The sequence below is a fragment of the Streptomyces hoynatensis genome (genome assembly GCF_003626535.1).
In the GTDB taxonomy this organism is placed as follows: domain Bacteria; phylum Actinomycetota; class Actinomycetes; order Streptomycetales; family Streptomycetaceae; genus Streptomyces; species Streptomyces hoynatensis.
In genome coordinates this window covers 73,138-91,055 of sequence record NZ_RBAL01000019.1, presented here as the reverse complement: position 1 = coordinate 91,055, position 17,918 = coordinate 73,138, and the positions used below count along the sequence as shown (strand labels likewise).

Sequence of the window (17,918 nt, the reverse complement as noted above, 5' to 3'; positions counted from 1 at the left end):
GAGCACTTCAAAGACGGCCATCCCTGACGGGTGTTGACCGGTTACGACCATACAGCCGCCCGCTTTCCCCCGGAGCACGGTGGGTATTCCCTGGCATGAGGGAGTGCGCAAGGGTGAAGATCGGACACGCCCCGACCGTCTTTGTGATCTAGGGGTTTCGAACTACACCGGTCCAGGTAGGGTCTGAAAGCGTCCAGCTCCCCTTGGAGGAGGTGAGGACCGTGGTATCCCAGAACGACGACAGCAACCGCGGCTTCCGGCCCGGCAACGGGTCGGACGACCCGGCCCGGCAGGTGGCCGACCTTGAGCAGGAGATCACCGTCCTGCGCCGAAAGCTCGCCGACTCTCCGCGGCACACTCGGATTCTCGAGGAGCGGATCGTCGAGTTGCAGACGAATCTGGCGGGGGTCTCCGCGCAGAACGACCGGCTCGCCGCCACCCTGCGCGAGGCCAGGGACCAGATCGTGGCCCTCAAGGAGGAGGTCGACCGCCTGGCGCAGCCGCCCTCCGGCTTCGGGGTCTTCCTCCGCGGCAACGAGGACGGCACGGCCGACATCTTCACCGGCGGCCGCAAGCTGCGGGTGAACGTCAGCCCCAGCATCGAGCTCGACGACCTGCGCCGCGGCCAGGAGGTCATGCTCAACGAGGCCCTGAACATCGTGGCCGCGATGGAGTTCGAGCGCGCCGGCGACATCGTCACCCTCAAGGAGGTCCTGGAGGACGGCGAGCGCGCCCTGGTCGTCGGCCACACCGACGAGGAGCGCGTGGTCAAGCTGGCCGACCCGCTCACCGGGGTCACCCTGCGGGCGGGCGACGCCCTCCTGCTCGAGCCCCGCTCCGGCTACGTCTACGAGGTCGTGCCCAAGAGCGAGGTCGAGGAGCTCGTCCTCGAAGAGGTCCCCGACATCGACTACACGCAGATCGGCGGCCTCGGCGGTCAGATCGAGCTGATCAGGGACGCCGTCGAGCTGCCGTACCTCTACCCCGACCTCTTCCGGGAGCACGAGCTGCGCCCGCCCAAGGGCGTGCTGCTCTACGGCCCGCCCGGCTGCGGCAAGACCCTCATCGCCAAGGCGGTCGCCAACTCCCTGGCCAAGAAGGTCGCCGAGGCCACCGGGAAGCCCGCGGGGAAGAGCTTCTTCCTCAACATCAAGGGCCCCGAGCTGCTGAACAAGTACGTCGGCGAGACCGAGCGGCACATCCGGCTGGTCTTCCAGCGCGCCAGGGAGAAGGCGAGCGAGGGCACGCCCGTCATCGTCTTCTTCGACGAGATGGACTCGCTCTTCCGCACCCGCGGCTCCGGCGTCAGCTCGGACGTGGAGAACACGATCGTGCCGCAGCTGCTCTCGGAGATCGACGGCGTGGAGGGCCTGGAGAACGTCATCGTGATCGGCGCCTCCAACCGCGAGGACATGATCGACCCGGCGATCCTGCGCCCGGGGCGGCTCGACGTGAAGATCAAGATCGAGCGCCCGGACGCCGAGGCCGCCAAGGACATCTTCTCCAAGTACCTCACGCCGCGGCTGCCGCTGCACGCCGACGACCTCAGCGAGCACAAGGGCAACGCCGAGGCCACCGTCGCCGGCATGATCCAGACCGTCGTGGAGCAGATGTACGCGGAGTCCGAGGAGAACCGCTTCCTCGAGGTCACCTACGCGAACGGTGACAAGGAGGTCCTCTACTTCAAGGACTTCAACTCCGGCGCCATGATCGAGAACATCGTGGACCGGGCGAAGAAGATGGCGATCAAGGACTTCCTCGACCACGACCAGAAGGGCCTTCGGGTCTCCCACCTGCTCTCCGCCTGCGTGGACGAGTTCAAGGAGAACGAGGACCTGCCCAACACGACCAACCCGGACGACTGGGCGCGCATCTCCGGCAAGAAGGGCGAGCGGATCGTCTTCATCCGCACGCTCGTCACCGGGAAGCAGGGCGGCGACACCGGCCGCTCGATCGACACGGTCGCGAACACCGGTCAGTATCTGTAGTCAATCTGTAGTCACGTGTCGGCTACCGGCTGCGTGGGCACGCGAGGGCGGCCTTCGCAGCCGGTCGCTTTCCCGGACAGTTCCCACAGAGTCTCGAGGAAACCCGCAGTGATCTCCTCACCGCACCCCGTGTCGCCTAGGCTCGTACCCAGCGACGGGACGGTGCAGGACCACCCCCGGGCAAGGAGGGCCGCATGACTGTACGGCGAGTGATGGGCATCGAGACCGAATACGGAGTCTCCGTCCCCGGCCACCCCAACGCCAATGCCATGCTCACCTCCTCCCAGGTGGTGAACGCCTATGCGGCGGCCATGCACCGTGCCAGGCGGGCCCGTTGGGACTTCGAGGAGGAGAACCCACTGCGCGACGCCCGCGGCTTCGACCTCGCGCGGGAGAACGCCGATGCCAGCCAGCTCACCGACGAGGACATCGGCCTGGCCAACGTCATCCTCACCAACGGAGCCCGGCTCTACGTCGACCACGCCCACCCCGAGTACAGCTCCCCGGAGACCACCGGCCCCAGGGACGCGCTGCTGTGGGACAAGGCGGGGGAGCGGATCATGGCCGAGGCGGCGCGGCGGGCCGCCGAGGTCCCCGGCGCCCAGCCGATCCACCTGTACAAGAACAACACGGACAACAAGGGCGCCTCCTACGGCACCCACGAGAACTACCTGATGAAGCGGGAGACGCCGTTCTCCGAGATCGTGCGCCACCTGACGCCGTTCTTCGTCTCGCGCCAGGTGGTGTGCGGGGCGGGCCGGGTCGGCATCGGCCAGGACGGCAGCGAGCACGGCTTCCAGCTGAGCCAGCGCGCCGACTACTTCGAGGTCGAGGTCGGCCTGGAGACCACACTCAAGCGGCCCATCATCAACACCAGGGACGAGCCGCACGCGGACGCCGAGCGGTACCGCAGGCTCCATGTCATCATCGGCGACGCGAACCTCGCCGAGCTCTCCACGTACCTGAAGCTCGGCACCACCTCGCTGGTGCTCTCGATGATCGAGGACGGCTTCATCGCCGTGGACCTGGCGGTCGAGCAGCCGGTGCGCACCCTGCACCGGGTCAGCCACGACCCGTCGCTCAAGGAGCTGGTGACCCTCCGCAGCGGCCGCACGCTCACCGCGGTCCAGCTCCAGATGGAGTACTACGAGCTGGCCCGCAAGTACGTCGAGGAGCGCTGGGGCGCGGACGCGGACGCGGAGACCAGGGACGTGCTCGGCCGCTGGGAGGACGTGCTGACCCGGCTCGAACGGGACCCGATGAGCCTGGCGGGGCAGCTGGACTGGGTGGCCAAGCGCGAGCTGATGGAGGGCTACCGGCGCCGCGACGGCCTGGGCTGGGACGCGGCGCGGCTGCACCTCGTGGACCTCCAGTACGCCGACGTGCGCCCCGACAAGGGCCTGTACAACCGTCTCGCGGCGCGGGGGCGCATCACCCGCCTGCTGTCCGACGAGGAGGTCGCCAGGGCGGTGAGCGCCCCGCCCGAGGACACCAGGGCCTACTTCAGGGGCCGCTGCCTCGACCAGTACGCGGACGACGTGGCCGCGGCCTCCTGGGACTCGGTGATCTTCGATCTGCCGGGCCGTGACTCGCTGCAGCGGGTGCCCACGATGGACCCGCTGCGCGGCACGAAGGAGCACGTCAAGGAGCTGCTGGACCGGTCGGCGACCGCGGAGGATCTCGTGCGGGCGCTCTCCGGTGGCTGATTCGGCGCCGATCAGGGAATCATGCGGGTGGCACCCGGACGTTGTAGGAATCGAAGAGCCGATGTCAGCCCCGGCTAGTAGGGTCTGATCTTGATACGTCGAAGCTGAGCAGGGGTGAGGGAGATGGCGACCAAGGACACCGGCGGCGGCCAGCAGAGGGCGTCGCGCAGCAGTGAAGAGACCGAGGAGCAGGTCCAGGAGCCCGAGGTCTCCGAGGAGCTCAAGGAGCGCCAGGAGGCCCTGACGGACGACGTGGACTCGGTGCTCGACGAGATCGACGAGGTCCTGGAGTCCAACGCCGAGGACTTCGTGCGCAGCTTCGTCCAGAAGGGCGGCGAGTAGCCGGCCCGTGCCGCCGGGAGCGCGCCCTCGAGTGGATCATCAACACCGTCTGACGGGTAGGGTCCGTGGCGTAGTCTGCCGCTGCCCCGGCCGCGACCGCCGACCGGGGCAGCGGACCGTCCACCACCTGGAAGGAACCCTGTGGCAGCCAACTCCCACCACCAGGGGCGACTCCCGGCGGCCTTCCTGCGGCCCGGGTCGTCCTCGTTCTTCGACTTCCTGACCGACCACGCGCCCGACCGCCTGCCGGGCCGCCAGGCGCTGCCCGCCGTCGAGGGGGCGATCGAGGCCGTGCACGGCACCACGATCGTCGCCGCCACCTTCGACGGGGGCGTGGTGGTCGCCGGCGACCGCCGCGCCACGATGGGCAACATGATCGCCCAGCGCGACGTGCAGAAGGTCTTCCCGACCGACGAGTACTCGGCGGTCGGCATCGCGGGGACCGCCGGCATCGCCGTCGAGCTGGTGAAGCTCTTCCAGCTCGAGCTGGAGCACTTCGAGAAGGTCGAGGGCCACGTGCTCTCCCTGGAGGGCAAGGCCAACCGGCTGTCCACCATGATCCGCGGCAACCTGGGCATGGCCATGCAGGGGCTGGCCGTGGTGCCGCTGTTCGCCGGCTACGACCTGGAGCGGGAGAAGGGCCGGATCTTCTCCTACGACGTGACCGGCGGCCGTTCCGAGGAGCTCGGCTTCGCCGCCGTCGGCTCCGGCTCGGTCTTCGCCCGCGGCGCGCTGAAGAAGATGCACCACGAGGAGCTCTCCGAGCGGGAGACCGCCACGGTCGTCCTCCAGGCGCTCTACGACGCGGCCGACGACGACTCCGCGACCGGCGGGCCCGACCTGGCGCGGCGGATCTACCCGATCGTCTCGGCCATCACGGCGGACGGGTTCCGCAGGCTGAGCGACACCGAGGTGGGCGAGCTCGTCGGCTCCGTGCACGAGGGCCGGCTCCGGCTGCCCAACGGCCCCCAGGCGCCGGTGCTGTGAGCGCCCGCCGGGTCGAGGCGAGCCGGGAAGATCGGGCAGACTCAGACACACATCGCGGATATCGAGGACTTCGAAGGGACGAGTAGCCGGTGTCGACGCCGTTCTATGTCTCACCCCAGCAGGCCATGGCGGACCGCGCCGAGTACGCCCGCAAGGGCATCGCGCGCGGGCGGAGCCTGGTCATGCTGCAATACGCCGACGGCATCGCGTTCGTCGCCGAGAACCCCTCGCGCGCGCTGCACAAGGTGAGCGAGATCTACGACCGGATCGCGTTCGCCGCGACCGGCAAGTACAACGAGTACGAGAGCCTGCGCATCGGCGGCACCAGGTACGCCGACCTGCGCGGCTACACCTACGACCGGGAGGACGTCACCGCCCGGGGCCTGGCCAACATCTACGCCCAGACGCTCGGCAACATCTTCTCCAGCGCCGCCGAGAAGCCCTACGAGGTCGAGCTGCTGGTCGCCGAGGTCGGCGAGACCCCCGCCGAGGACGAGATCTACCGGCTGCCGCACGACGGCTCGATCATCGACGAGCACGGTTCGGTCGCCGTCGGGGGCAACTCCGATCAGATCGGCAGCTACCTCGGGCAGCGCCACCGCGGGGAGATGAGCCTGGGCGAGGCCGTCAGGCTCGCCGTCGAGGCGCTGTCCCGGGACAGCAACGGCAGCGAGCGGGAGCTGACCGCCGACCAGCTCGAGGTGGCCGTCCTGGACCGGAAGCGGCCGCAGCAGCGGAAGTTCAAGCGGGTGCTCGGGCGCGAGCTCGCCGCCCTGCTGCAGCGTCCCGAGGAGCAGGCAGGGACCGAGGCGGGCGCCGGGGAGTCCGGGGGCGCGGAGACCTCCGGGGACCCGGAAGGCTCCGGGGACTCCGGGGACTCCGCCGCCGGGGACTGACCCCGCGAGGGCGCGCCGCCGCCGCGCACCCCGGGGCCGCAAAGGCCCAGGGCGCGCGGCGGCGTCTGCTCGTCAGGCACCACCCGTCCGACACACCGGAGGCGAACCGCATGGCCGCGGGCTACGGGGAGTTGCTGCGCGCCAGGCACGTCGTGCGGCTGCTCGCCGGCACGCTCACCGGGCGGCTGCCCAACGGCACCGCCGCCCTGGCGATCCTGCTCTTCACCCGCGCCGAGGGCGGCGGCTACGCCCTCGCCGGCGCGTTCTCCGCCCTCTACGGCCTGGGCACGGCGCTGGGACAGCCGCTGCTCGGCAGGCTGGTCGACCTCCGCGGGCAGCCGCGGGTGATCCTGCCCGCCGCCGTGCTCTCCGCCCTGGGGATGGCCCTGTTCGCCCTCTGCGGCATTCGGCCCGTCGCCCTGGCCTGCGCCGCCGTTCTGCTCGCCGGCCTCGCCACGCCGCCGCTCGAGGGCGCGCTGCGCGCCCTGTGGCCGCACGTGGTCTCCGGCGGCGCCCAGGTGCAGCGCGCCTACGCCCTGGACGCGGTCGCCCAGGAGGTCATGTTCACCACCGGGCCGCTGATCGTCATGCTTCTGGTGGCCACCTGGTCCGAGGCCGCCGCGGTCCTGGTGATCAACGCCCTCGGGCTGCTCGGTGCCCTCTCCGTCGTGCTCTCCGGCCCCTCCCGGCGCTGGCGGGCGGCGGCCAGGGAGGCGCACTGGCTGGGCGCGCTGCGCTCCGCCGGGCTGCTGGCCCTGCTCGGCTGCTTCTTCTTCGTCGGCGCCGCGCTGGGCGCGATCTCGGTGGCCGCCGTCGCCTACGCGGACGCCCACGGCGGCGGGGACGCCGTGGCCGGCGGGCTGCTGGCCGCCCTGGGGGCGGGCGCCCTGACCGGTGGCCTGGCCTACGGCGCCCGCCCGTGGGCGGGGCCGCCCGAGCGGCGGCTGCGGCTGCTGGTGGCCGCCCTCGCGGCCGGCTATCTGCCCCTCTCGCTCGTCCCCGGGGCGGTGCCCGTGATGACGCTGCTCGCCGGCCTGTCGGGCCTGTTTCTCGCGCCCGCGCTGGCCTGCGCCTTCGTCGTCATAGACCGCCAGGCCCCCTCGGGCACGGTGACCGAGGCCTTCTCCTGGCTGGTCACGACCTTCGGCGTCGGTGCCGCCGCGGGCACCGCCGCCGCCGGTCCGGCCGCGGAGTGGGGCGAGGCCCCGGCCGGCTTCGCCGTGGCGAGCGCCTCCGGCCTGCTTGCCGTGCTGGTGCTGCTGCTCACGCGTGGCGTTCTCGCAGTTCCGGCGGGTGCCGACGGCCCGGCCGGGGAATCGCAAAATGATCGAAACGCCGCACTCGAACCCGGTTTCAGAACCGGGCATCAGGCGTAATGTTCACTCATGGATCGCCGAATCTTCGGGTTGGAGAACGAGTACGGGGTCACCTGTACCTTCCGCGGGCAGCGAAGGCTGTCCCCGGACGAGGTGGCGAGGTACCTCTTCCGCCGGGTCGTGTCGTGGGGCCGCAGCAGCAACGTGTTTCTGCGCAACGGCGCCCGGCTGTACCTGGACGTCGGTTCGCACCCCGAATACGCGACGCCGGAGTGCGACAACGTCGTGGAGCTCATCACGCACGACAAGGCGGGTGAGCGCATTCTGGAAGGGCTGCTGGTCGATGCGGAGCGCCGGCTGCACGAAGAGGGGATCGCCGGCGACGTCTACCTGTTCAAGAACAACACCGATTCCGCGGGCAATTCCTACGGCTGTCACGAGAACTACCTCGTCGCACGGCACGGGGAGTTCTCCCGGCTCGCGGACGTGCTGATTCCCTTTCTCGTCACCCGCCAGCTGATCTGCGGCGCGGGCAAGGTGCTGCAGACGCCGCGCGGCGCGGTCTTCTGCGTCAGCCAGCGGGCCGAGCACATCTGGGAGGGGGTCAGCTCCGCGACCACCAGGTCGCGGCCGATCATCAATACGAGGGACGAGCCGCACGCGGACGCGGAGCGCTACCGCAGGCTGCACGTCATCGTGGGCGACTCCAACATGTCGGAGACGACCATGCTGCTCAAGGTCGGGGCCACCGACCTCGTGCTGCGCATGATCGAGGCCGGGACGGTCATGCGCGACCTCACCCTGGAGAACCCGATCCGGGCCATCCGCGAGGTCAGCCACGACACCACGGGTCAGCGCAAGGTGCGGCTGGCCACCGGGCGCGAGGCCTCCGCGCTGGAGATCCAGCAGGAGTACTACGAGAAGGCCCTCGACTTCTGCGAGCGCCGCGGAATGCGCACCGGGCTGACCGAGCAGGTCCTCGAGCTGTGGGGCCGGGCCCTGGAGTCGATCCGCAGCCAGGAACTCGACAAGATCAACACCGAGATCGACTGGGTCATGAAGTACCAGCTGATCGAGCGCTACCGCGCCAAGCACAACCTCACCATGTCCCACCCGCGGGTGGCGCAGATAGACCTCGCGTACCACGACATCCACCGCCGCCGCGGCCTGTACTACCTGCTGGAGCGCAAGGGCCAGGCCCAGCGGGTGTGCAACGACCTCAAGATCTTCCAGGGCAAGTCGGTGCCCCCGCAGACGACCCGGGCCAGGCTGCGCGGCGACTTCATCAGGCGGGCGCAGGAACAGCGGCGGGACTTCACGGTCGACTGGGTGCATCTGAAGCTCAACGACCAGGCGCAGCGGACGGTTCTGTGCAAGGACCCCTTCAGGTCGGTGGACGAGCGGGTGGAGAAGCTGATCGCCGGGATGTGACCCCCGCGCGGGGGAGCGGACCGGCCCGGCAGCCGGCCGGAGGCCGTAGGGTGGGGCGGGACCAGCGGGGTCCCGCCCCGACCGCCCCTACTCCGAGTTGGACAGATGATCCCCACGAAACGAGCGCGCCGCATTGTCGCGGTGCTGGCCGTTCCGGCCATCCTGCTGCCCGTGGCCGCCTGCGGCTCCGACGACTCCGGTTCGTCCGATTCCTCGGGGCCGGTCGCCACCGTCTCCGGCAAGCCCGGTGAACAGCCGGACATCTCGATCGACGAGGACGCCTCGGTTCCTGAGGAGACCAAGACCGAGGTGCTCGAGCAGGGGGACGGGGCCGAGGTCCAGGAGGGCGACTACCTCCGGCTCGACGTCGTCGGCAAGACCGTCGAGGGCGGTCAGGACCTGGTCAACACGTGGGTGGACCAGAACGGCCAGCCCACCACCGACACCGAGGGCCCGCGCTCGCAGGTGATCGCCCAGGCCGGCACGGAGTCCTCGCTGCCGGCCTCGGTCACCGCGCCGATCGTCGGGACGAAGGTCGGCAGCCGGGTCCAGGTCGTGGGGCGGGCCAGCGAGCTGCTCGGCGACGCCGCCCAGCAGGTGGGCCTGTCCGAGGACGACGGCGTGGTGTGGGTCTTCGACGTCATCGGCGCCGCCGGCGTCGACCCGCAGGCCGCCGCCCAGGGCGAGCAGGCCGAGCCGGAGGAGGGCATGCCCGAGGTCGAGGCCGACGGGCAGGAGCCGGCCACCATCACCATCCCCGAGGGCCAGGACCCGCCGGAGGAGCTCCGCGACCAGGTCCTCATCCAGGGCGACGGCCCCGAGGTCACGGGCGGGCAGGCGCTCGTCGTCCAGTACACGGGCGTCACCTGGGCCGACGGCACCAAGTTCGACTCGTCCTGGGACCGGGACAGCGCCTCCGCCTTCCAGATCGGCACCGGCTCCGTCGTGCCCGGATGGGACCAGGGCCTGGTCGGCAAGCACGTCGGCGACCGGGTGCTGCTGGTGATCCCGCCGGACATGGGCTACGGCGACCAGGAGCAGGGGAGCATCCCCGCCAATTCGACGCTCGTCTTCGTGGTGGACATCGTCGGCGCCGCCTAGGCGCACCCCCGTGGGCGGGCCCGCAAGGGGCCCGCTTTCGTACCGAGCACGTCCGTGTAGGAGTGGATCACACGTGAACATCGACAAGCCCGAGGTGGACTTCCCCGGCGGGCAGCCCCCGGCCGACCTGGAGATCAAGGACATCTGGCAGGGCGACGGGGCCGTTGCCCAGCCGGGTGCCCAGGTCTCCGTGCACTACGTCGGCGTGGCCTTCAGCACCGGCGAGGAGTTCGACGCCAGCTGGAACCGGGGCGCCCCGCTGCGGTTCCAGCTGGGCGCCGGGCAGGTCATCCCCGGCTGGGACCGCGGGGTGCAGGGGATGCGGGTCGGCGGACGGCGCCAGCTGATCATCCCGCCGCACCTGGCGTACGGCGACGCGGGAGCGGGCGGGCGGATCAAGCCGGGGGAGACGCTCATCTTCGTCTGTGACCTGGTCTCGGTCTGATCGCACAAGCGGTACCGTGGGCCCATCCCGACGCGGGGTGGGCCCGCGGCATTGCCGGGTGTCCCGGGGCAGGCCGATGCCCGGGAGGAGACGGGAGTAGGAAGGGGCGGCGCGCCGATGGCGATCGCCAAGGCAGAGCGGCTGATGAACCTCGCCCTGTGTCTGCTGGGCGCGAGCCGCCCGCTGAGCAAGCGCGAGTTGCGCGCGTCCATCGAGGCCTACCTGGAGGTCACCTCCGAGGAGGCCTTCAACCGGATGTTCGAGCGGGACAAGGACGACCTGCGCGAGCTGGGCATGGTCCTGGAGACCGTGGAGAGCATCGACGGCGAGATCGGCTACCTGGCCCGCCGCGACCGCAACCAGCTGCCCCCGGTCACCCTCGACGCCGAGGAGGCCGCCGCGCTCCAGCTCGCCGCCAGCGTGTGGCAGCAGGCCAGGCTCGCCGGGGCCGCCAGCGGCGCCCTGCAGAAGCTGCGGGCGGCCGGAATGCCGCTGGCCGAGGAGGAGCGGGAGGCGTACAGCGCGCTGGAGCCGCGCGTTCCGGCCGGGGAGGCGGCCTTCGAGCCGTTGATGCTCGCCTGCCGGGACCGGCGCCCGGTCACCTTCGACTACCGCAAGTCCAACGCGGTGCGGCCGCAGACCAGGCAGGTGGAGCCCTGGGCCCTGGAGTGCTGGCGCGGCCACTGGTACCTGGCCGGCTTCGACCGGGACCGGGGCGCCGAGCGGGTCTTCCGGCTCTCGCGGATCGTCGGCCGGGTGCGCTCGCGCGCGGGGAGCTTCACCGCCGAGGTGCCCGGGCAGGTGGCGGTGCGGGAGAGCGTCGCCAGGTGGGCGGGGGAGCACGCCACGGCCCAGGCGAGGATCCGGCTGCGGGCCGGGGCGGGGTACCCGCTGCGGGCCAGGGCCACCCGGGTCAGTGCCGCGGCGCAGGAGGGCTGGGACGAGCTGGAGATCCCGTACGGGCACGGACTGGACGCCTGGCTCGCGGAGTTCGGCCCCGACGTGCTGGTGCTGGAGCCGGCCGAGCTGCGCGCGGACGTGGTGGACCGGCTGCGCGCCGTGGCCAAGGGCTGAGGAGGGGAAGAACGACATGGCGACCACCGCCATCGACCGCACGCGGCGGATGCTGTCCCTGGTGACCTACCTCAAGGAGCGGCCCGGCGCCCGGGTCGAGGAGGTCGCCCGGGCGTTCGGCATCTCGCCCGGGGAACTCATCTCCGATGTCAACGTGCTGCCGATGTGCGGCACCAGCTTCCGCGGCGGGGACCTGCTCGACATCGACACCGACGGCGAGCACATCTGGTGGCACAACGCCGACGCCCTCGACTCGGGAACGGGCCAGCCGCTGCGCCTGGCCGCCGACGAGGCCACCGCGCTGCTCGTCGCCGCCAGGGCCGTGGCCACCCTGCCGGGGCTGCGCGACGGCGACCGCGACGCCCTGCTGCGGGCCACCGCCAAGCTGGAGGCCGCGGCCGGCGAGAACGCCGGGGCCAGCTCCAGGCTCTCGGTGACCTTCGAGTCCGAGGGCGGGGTCTTCGCCGACGTGGACCGGGCCATCACCGAACGCCGCAGGCTCCGCATCCGCTACTACTCGCCGGGCCGCGACGAGCTCACCGACCGGGAGATCGACCCCATCCGGCTGTTCGCCGTCGGCCACACCTACGTCGAGGCCTGGTGCCACAGGTCCGAGGCGCGGCGCACCTTCCGGCTCGACCGGGTGGCGCGGATCGAGCTGCTTGACACCGCGGCCGATCCGCCGCCGGTGGAGCCGCGCGACCTGAGCGAGGGCCTGGTCCAGCCGGCCCCCACGGACCCCGAGGTGGTGATCGAGGTGGGGCCGGGGGGCCGCTGGGTGGCGGAGTACTACCCGCACGACACGGCCGAGGAGCTGCCGGACGGCGGGCTGCGGGTCACGCTGCGCACCCCGGACCCGGCGACGCTGCGGCGGCTGGCGCTGCGGCTCGGCGGGGACGGCCGGATCGTCGCGCCGCCCGAGCTGGCCGACAGCGCCCGCGAGGCGGCGCGCGCCGCCCTGGAGCTGTACGAGCAGGCCGAGCGCGCCGAGGCCGCCCCCGCCGCCGCCCCGGCCCAGCGGGCGGGCGAACCCGAGCCGTCCGTGGAGAGGGCATAGGAGGCCACCGTCATGTTTTGGCCAATGTTTCAGCTGGTCCTGGCCTTCCTCGGCGTCGCCGTCCTCGGGGTGCTCGCCGTCCGGGTGGGCCTGGAGGCCCGGCGCCTGGCCAGGGCCGTGGCCGACAGCGCGGCCCGGATCAGCGGCGCCGCCGAGGACCTCGAGCGCGCGGCCGCTCCGCTGGCCGCCCGGGCCGGGGCGGCGCGGAAGGCATACCCCTGGCATACCGCGGGAAAATAGAGGGATGCCCAAGCATTGATTTGTGTTCACCCTTGCGCGTTAAGATTGCTGCTCGTGTGGGACGGTCGGGAATGTCCGTGTCCCCCACGGCTCGAAGGTCATTCCCGAAGATTCCCGAAGAGAAGGTAGAGGGAGAAAATGGGCTCGCTCTCCGTTTGGCACCTGCTGCTCGTCTTCCTCGTCGTCGTGCTCGTCTTCGGCTCGAAGCGGCTGCCGGACACCGCCCGCTCGCTGGGCAAGTCGCTGCGCATCCTCAAGAGCGAGACGGCGGCCATGAGGAGCGAGAGCCGTACCGAGACCTCCGACGCTCCCGCGTCCGACCCCCAGGCCGCCCCGCGGACCATCCAGGCCGCCCCCGGCGACACGGCGTCCGCACGGCCGGTCGAGGAGCCCAAGGGCACCACCGCCCAGAGCTGACGTCACGGTGGGCAGTGCGAGGTCCGGCGGCCGGCGCCGTTCCGGCCGCCCTACGAGATGAGGACGTGGGGTGCCCAAGGCCGCACAGAAAAGGGTGAAGGACCCCGAGGGGCGGATGCCCCTCACCGAGCACCTGCGTGAGCTGCGCAACCGGCTCGGGATCTCGGTCGCGGCGGTCCTGGCCGTCACGATCGTGGCGATGTTCTTCGCGAAGGACATCATGGACTTCCTCACCGACCAGGTGCCGCGCTGCAGCAACGAGGACATCGCCAACAACACGGCAGAGAACTGCGCGCTGCTGCAGCAGCACGGCCTGACCTCGCCGTTCGCGACCTACTTCCGGGTCTCGCTGCTCGCCGGGCTGATCGCCGCCTCCCCGGTGTGGCTGTACCAGGTGTGGGCGTTCATCGCCCCCGGCCTGCACCGGAACGAGAAGAAGTACACCCGCGCCGTGGTGAGCGTGGGCGTGCCGCTGTTCTGCGCCGGCGTCTACTTCGCCTACTGGCTGCTGCCGCGGGCGACCAAGATGCTCCTCAGCTTCACGGCGGACAACGCGACCAACGTCGTCACCGTCGAGCAGGTGCTCGACATGACCGTCCGCCTGGCCCTCGCCTTCGGCCTCTCCTTCGAGCTCCCGCTCGTGCTGGTCCTGCTGAACTTCGGCGGGGTCGTCACCGGGCGGCGCATGCTCAGCTGGTGGCGCTGGATGGTGGTCGGCATCGCCGTCTTCGCCGCGGCGATCACCCCGACCGACCTGATGTCGATGATCGCCCTGCAGATCCCGGTCACCGGCCTGTACTTCATCGCCTGCGGGATCTCGGTCGTCCACGACTACCGCAAGGGCCGCAGCGCCGCCAGGGAGCCGGAGCTGAGCGACGACGAGGCCTCGCCGCTCGACCTCACCCCCGAGGACATCGAGCCGCCGGAACGCGTCACCTCCGCCTCGCTCGACGACGGCGGGCAGCGCCTCAACGGCTTCGATGACGCCACCTGACGCGCCGGCCGGGCTCGGGTGACCGGCCGGCCGGGGGCGGCCCAGGGCCCAGGGCCCGAGGCCACCCCCCGCACCCACGAGATCACCCTCCTGGTGAACCCGGCGGCCGGCCGGGGCAGGGGCGCCCGGGCCGCGGCCCCCGCCGCCGCGGCGCTGCGCGAGGCGGGGCTCAAGGTGCACCAGGTGGTCGGCGAGGACGCGGCGGACGCCGTGCGGCGCGCGCGGGAGGCGGTCGCGGGCGGCACCGGGGCGCTGGTCGCCGTCGGCGGCGACGGCATGGTCTCGCTGGCCCTCCAGGCCGTCGCCGGGACCGCGACGCCGCTGGGCGTGGTGGCCGTCGGCACGGGAAACGACCTCGCCAGGGCCTGCGGGCTGCCACTGCGGGAGCCGGTGGCCGCGGCGCGCGCCATCGCCGCCGCGCTCGCGGCGGGCCGGGCCAGGCGGCTCGACCTCGGCCTGGCGGGCGGCACCTGGTTCGGCGGCGTGCTGGCCTCGGGCTTCGACTCCCGGGTCAACGACCGGGGCAACCGGATGCGCTGGCCGCGGGGCAGGCTCCGCTACGACGTGGCACTGCTGGCCGAGCTCGCGGCGCTGCGCGCCGTCCCCTACCGCCTCCGGCTCGACGACGGCCCCTGGCAGGAGCTGGACGCCACCCTCGTGGCCGTCGGCAACGGGCCGAGCTACGGCGGCGGCATGCGCATCTGCGCCGGGGCCAGGCTCGACGACGGGCTGTTCGACGTGACGGTCGTGGGCCCGTGCAGCCGCAGCACGCTGCTGCGGGTCTTTCCCCGGGTGTACCGCGGCACCCACCTCGGCCATCCGGTGGTCACGGTGCTCAGGGCCTCCCGGGTGACGCTGGAGGCCCAGGGGGTGACCGGCTATGCCGACGGCGAACCGCTCGGGCCGCTGCCGCTGAGCGCCAGGTGCGTGCCGGGCGCGGTCCGGGTGCTCGCGGCGGCGGGAGCGTAGCGGGGGCCGCGGCCGGGCGCCACCGGGGCCGGGCCATAAAGATCTCGCGCTGTCACAGGGGGCCGGTAGGCTCGTAAGCACGATGACCGAGGACATGTCTCCTGCCGAGCGTTATTCGGCCGCTCGACGGCGCGCCATCGAGCAGGCCACCGCGCTCGCCCCGTTTCGCGAGCTGTACGACTTCGAGCTCGACGCCTTCCAGATCGAGGCCTGTCAGGCCCTGGAGGCGGGGAAGGGGGTGCTGGTCGCCGCGCCCACCGGCTCCGGCAAGACGATCGTCGGCGAGTTCGCCGTCCACCTGGCGCTGAGCCAGGGGCGCAAGTGCTTCTACACCACCCCCATCAAGGCCCTGTCGAACCAGAAGTTCACCGACCTCGTCAAGCGCTACGGCGCCGACCGGGTCGGCCTGCTCACCGGGGACAACAGCGTGAACTCCGACGCCCCCGTGGTCGTGATGACCACCGAGGTCCTGCGGAACATGCTGTACGCCGGCTCCCAGGCCCTGAACGGCCTCGGGTACGTGGTGATGGACGAGGTGCACTACCTCTCCGACCGCTTCCGCGGCGCGGTGTGGGAGGAGGTCATCATCCACCTCCCCGACTCCGTGACCCTCGTCTCGCTGTCCGCCACCGTCTCCAACGCCGAGGAGTTCGGCGACTGGCTCGACACCGTCCGCGGCGACACCAGGGTCATCGTCTCCGAGCACCGCCCGGTCCCGCTGTGGCAGCACGTGCTCGCCGGCCGCAGGCTGCACGACCTCTTCGAGGAGACGGGCGAGAAGCGCGAGGTCAACCCCGACCTGCTGCGCATGGCCCGGATGGAGAACAGCCGCCCCTGGGCGCGCGAGCGCCACCGCACCGGCCGGGACCGCAGGCGCGCCGCCGAGCGGGAGCGCGACCGGCGCCAGCGCGCCCGGGTCTACACGCCGAGCCGCCCCGAGGTGATCGACCGGCTGGACGCCGAGGGCCTGCTGCCCGCGATCACCTTCATCTTCAGCCGGGCCGGCTGCGAGGCCGCCGTCCAGCAGTGCCTGCACGCGGGGCTGCGGCTGAACGACGCCTCGGCGCGCAGCCACGTGCGGGAGATCGTCGAGCGGCGCACCGCGGCGATCCCCGAGGAGGACCTGCACGTCCTGGGGTACTTCGAGTGGCTGGAGGGCCTGGAACGCGGGATCGCGGCGCACCACGCGGGCATGCTGCCGACGTTCAAGGAGATCGTCGAGGAGCTGTTCGTGCGCGGCCTGGTCAAGGCCGTCTTCGCCACCGAGACGCTCGCCCTCGGGATCAACATGCCGGCCCGCTCCGTGGTGCTGGAGAAGCTGGTGAAGTGGAACGGCGAGCAGCACGCCGACATCACCCCCGGCGAGTACACGCAGCTGACCGGGCGCGCGGGGCGGCGGGGCATCGACGTCGAGGGGCACGCCGTCGTGCTGTGGCAGCGCGGCATGGACCCCGGGGCGCTCGCGGGCCTGGCGGGGGCGCGCACCTATCCGTTGCGCTCCTCCTTCAAGCCCTCGTACAACATGGCGGTCAACCTGGTCTCCCAGTTCGGGCGGCACCGCTCCCGCGAGCTGCTGGAGACCTCCTTCGCGCAGTTCCAGGCCGACCGGGCCGTGGTGGGCATCTCCCGGCAGGTGCAGCGCAACGAGACGGGGCTGGCCGGCTACCGCGAGGCCATGACCTGCCACCTGGGGGACTTCGAGGAGTACTCGCGGCTGCGCAGGCAGCTGAAGGACCGGGAGACGGAGCTGGCCAGGCAGGGCGTCGCCCAGCGCCGGGCCGCCGCGGCCGCGGCGCTCGAACAGCTGCGCCCGGGGGACATCATCCACGTGCCGACCGGCAAGTTCGCCGGGCTCGCCCTCGTCCTCGACCCCGGCGTCGCGGCGGCCCGCGGCACCGGGCGCCGCGGCATCGAGTACCAGGAGGGGCCCAGGCCGCTGGTGCTCACCTCGGAGCGGCAGGTCAAGCGGCTCGGCTCGATGGACTTCCCCGAGCCCGTCGAGCCGCTGGACCGGATGCGCATCCCGAAGTCGTTCAACCACCGCAGCCCGCAGTCCCGGCGCGACCTGGCCGCGGCGCTGCGCACCAAGGCCGGGCACCACGAGCCGCGCAGGCACCGCAGGACGCGGGCGGCGGCGGCCGACGACGCCGAGATCGCCCGGCTGCGCGCCGCCATACGCGCCCACCCGTGCCACGGCTGCGACGAGCGCGAGGACCACGCCCGCTGGGCCGAGCGGTACCACCGGCTGAAGCGGGACACCCGGCAGCTGGAACGCCGCATCGAGGGCAGGACGAACACCATCGCCCGCACCTTCGACCAGGTCTCCGCGCTGCTGACCGAGCTCGGCTACCTGCGGGGCGACGAGGTCACCGCGGACGGCAGGCGGCTGGCCAGGCTGTACGGGGAGCTCGACCTGCTGGCCAGCGAGTGCCTGCGCGACGGCGTGTGGGAGGGACTGGGCCCGGCGGACCTGGCGGCCTGCGCCTCGGCGCTGGTGTACGAGGCGCGCAACGCGGACGACGCGCCCGCGCCCGAGCTGCCCGGCGGCCGCGCCAGGCAGGCTCTGGGGGACATGGTGCGCATCTGGGGCCGGCTCGACGCCCTGGAGGAGGAGCACCGGATCAGCCAGGCGACCGGCGTCGGGCAGCGCGAGCCCGACCTGGGCTTCGCCTGGCCCGCCTACCGCTGGGCGCAGGGCGACGGCCTCGACACGGTGCTGCGCGACGCGGACATGCCCGCCGGGGACTTCGTGCGCTGGTGCAAGCAGGTCATCGACGTGCTCGGCCAGATCGCGGCGGCGGCCCCCGAGGGCGGCACCGTGGCGAAGAACGCCAGGCGCGCGGTCGACAAGCTGCTGCGCGGGGTCGTGGCCTACAGCTCGGTCGGCTGAGGCGGACCCGCGGCCGCGCCGGGGGCCGGCGCGGCCAGGCCGTGCCTCCCCGGCGGCGCGGCCCC

16 protein-coding genes are annotated in these 17,918 nt (G+C 72.1%); all 16 read left to right on the top strand.

Going from position 1 to position 17,918, the window contains the following annotated elements; all coding sequences use genetic code 11:
- Nucleotides 1-203 precede the first annotated feature (203 nt).
- The 16 genes from arc (at nucleotide 204) to D7294_RS25360 (ending at nucleotide 17,853) form a co-directional block, all read left to right on the top strand.
- Nucleotides 204-1,988 (top strand): proteasome ATPase, encoded by a 1,785-nt coding sequence (gene arc / locus D7294_RS25435; RefSeq protein ID WP_422070740.1) that lies wholly within the window; start codon nucleotides 204-206, stop codon nucleotides 1,986-1,988.
- A 194-nt stretch (nucleotides 1,989-2,182) separates the two neighbouring features.
- Complete coding sequence (dop, locus tag D7294_RS25430; RefSeq protein ID WP_120683738.1) at nucleotides 2,183-3,694, top strand: depupylase/deamidase Dop; 1,512 nt, start codon at nucleotides 2,183-2,185, stop codon at nucleotides 3,692-3,694.
- Between the two features lie 123 nt (nucleotides 3,695-3,817).
- Complete coding sequence (locus D7294_RS25425; protein ID WP_120683736.1) at nucleotides 3,818-4,036, top strand: ubiquitin-like protein Pup; 219 nt, start codon at nucleotides 3,818-3,820, stop codon at nucleotides 4,034-4,036.
- A 141-nt stretch (nucleotides 4,037-4,177) separates the two neighbouring features.
- Nucleotides 4,178-5,023, top strand: coding sequence for a proteasome subunit beta (gene prcB / locus D7294_RS25420; RefSeq protein WP_120683734.1), 846 nt, complete (start codon nucleotides 4,178-4,180; stop codon nucleotides 5,021-5,023).
- Nucleotides 5,024-5,112: 89 nt separating this feature from the next.
- A complete protein-coding gene (gene prcA / locus D7294_RS25415; protein ID WP_120683732.1) occupies nucleotides 5,113-5,919 on the top strand; it encodes a proteasome subunit alpha in 807 nt (268 codons plus the stop codon).
- A 110-nt stretch (nucleotides 5,920-6,029) separates the two neighbouring features.
- Nucleotides 6,030-7,295, top strand: a complete 1,266-nt coding sequence (locus tag D7294_RS25410) for an MFS transporter (RefSeq protein ID WP_120683730.1) — start codon at nucleotides 6,030-6,032, stop codon at nucleotides 7,293-7,295.
- A 9-nt stretch (nucleotides 7,296-7,304) separates the two neighbouring features.
- Nucleotides 7,305-8,666: a Pup--protein ligase gene (gene pafA / locus D7294_RS25405; protein WP_120683727.1), complete on the top strand. Its 1,362-nt coding sequence runs from the start codon at nucleotides 7,305-7,307 to the stop codon at nucleotides 8,664-8,666.
- 105 nt (nucleotides 8,667-8,771) lie between these two features.
- Nucleotides 8,772-9,767 carry an FKBP-type peptidyl-prolyl cis-trans isomerase gene (locus tag D7294_RS25400; RefSeq protein ID WP_120683725.1) on the top strand — a complete coding sequence of 332 codons (996 nt, stop codon included), beginning with the start codon at nucleotides 8,772-8,774 and terminating at the stop codon, nucleotides 9,765-9,767.
- A 73-nt stretch (nucleotides 9,768-9,840) separates the two neighbouring features.
- Nucleotides 9,841-10,212, top strand: a complete 372-nt coding sequence (locus D7294_RS25395) for an FKBP-type peptidyl-prolyl cis-trans isomerase (RefSeq protein ID WP_120683723.1) — start codon at nucleotides 9,841-9,843, stop codon at nucleotides 10,210-10,212.
- Between the two features lie 117 nt (nucleotides 10,213-10,329).
- Complete coding sequence (locus D7294_RS25390; RefSeq protein ID WP_120683721.1) at nucleotides 10,330-11,286, top strand: helix-turn-helix transcriptional regulator; 957 nt, start codon at nucleotides 10,330-10,332, stop codon at nucleotides 11,284-11,286.
- 16 nt (nucleotides 11,287-11,302) lie between these two features.
- Nucleotides 11,303-12,343: a helix-turn-helix transcriptional regulator gene (locus D7294_RS25385; protein WP_120683719.1), complete on the top strand. Its 1,041-nt coding sequence runs from the start codon at nucleotides 11,303-11,305 to the stop codon at nucleotides 12,341-12,343.
- Between the two features lie 12 nt (nucleotides 12,344-12,355).
- Nucleotides 12,356-12,583: a hypothetical protein gene (locus D7294_RS25380; protein ID WP_120683717.1), complete on the top strand. Its 228-nt coding sequence runs from the start codon at nucleotides 12,356-12,358 to the stop codon at nucleotides 12,581-12,583.
- A gap of 138 nt (nucleotides 12,584-12,721) precedes the next feature.
- On the top strand, nucleotides 12,722-13,000 hold the full coding sequence (gene tatA / locus D7294_RS25375; protein ID WP_120683715.1) for a Sec-independent protein translocase subunit TatA: 279 nt from the start codon (nucleotides 12,722-12,724) through the stop codon (nucleotides 12,998-13,000).
- Between the two features lie 115 nt (nucleotides 13,001-13,115).
- Nucleotides 13,116-13,994 (top strand): twin-arginine translocase subunit TatC, encoded by an 879-nt coding sequence (gene tatC / locus D7294_RS25370; protein ID WP_241562611.1) that lies wholly within the window; start codon nucleotides 13,116-13,118, stop codon nucleotides 13,992-13,994.
- An 18-nt stretch (nucleotides 13,995-14,012) separates the two neighbouring features.
- Nucleotides 14,013-14,963 (top strand): diacylglycerol kinase, encoded by a 951-nt coding sequence (locus D7294_RS25365; RefSeq protein ID WP_120683711.1) that lies wholly within the window; start codon nucleotides 14,013-14,015, stop codon nucleotides 14,961-14,963.
- Nucleotides 14,964-15,045: 82 nt separating this feature from the next.
- Complete coding sequence (locus tag D7294_RS25360; protein ID WP_120683710.1) at nucleotides 15,046-17,853, top strand: DEAD/DEAH box helicase; 2,808 nt, start codon at nucleotides 15,046-15,048, stop codon at nucleotides 17,851-17,853.
- Nucleotides 17,854-17,918 lie beyond the last annotated feature (65 nt).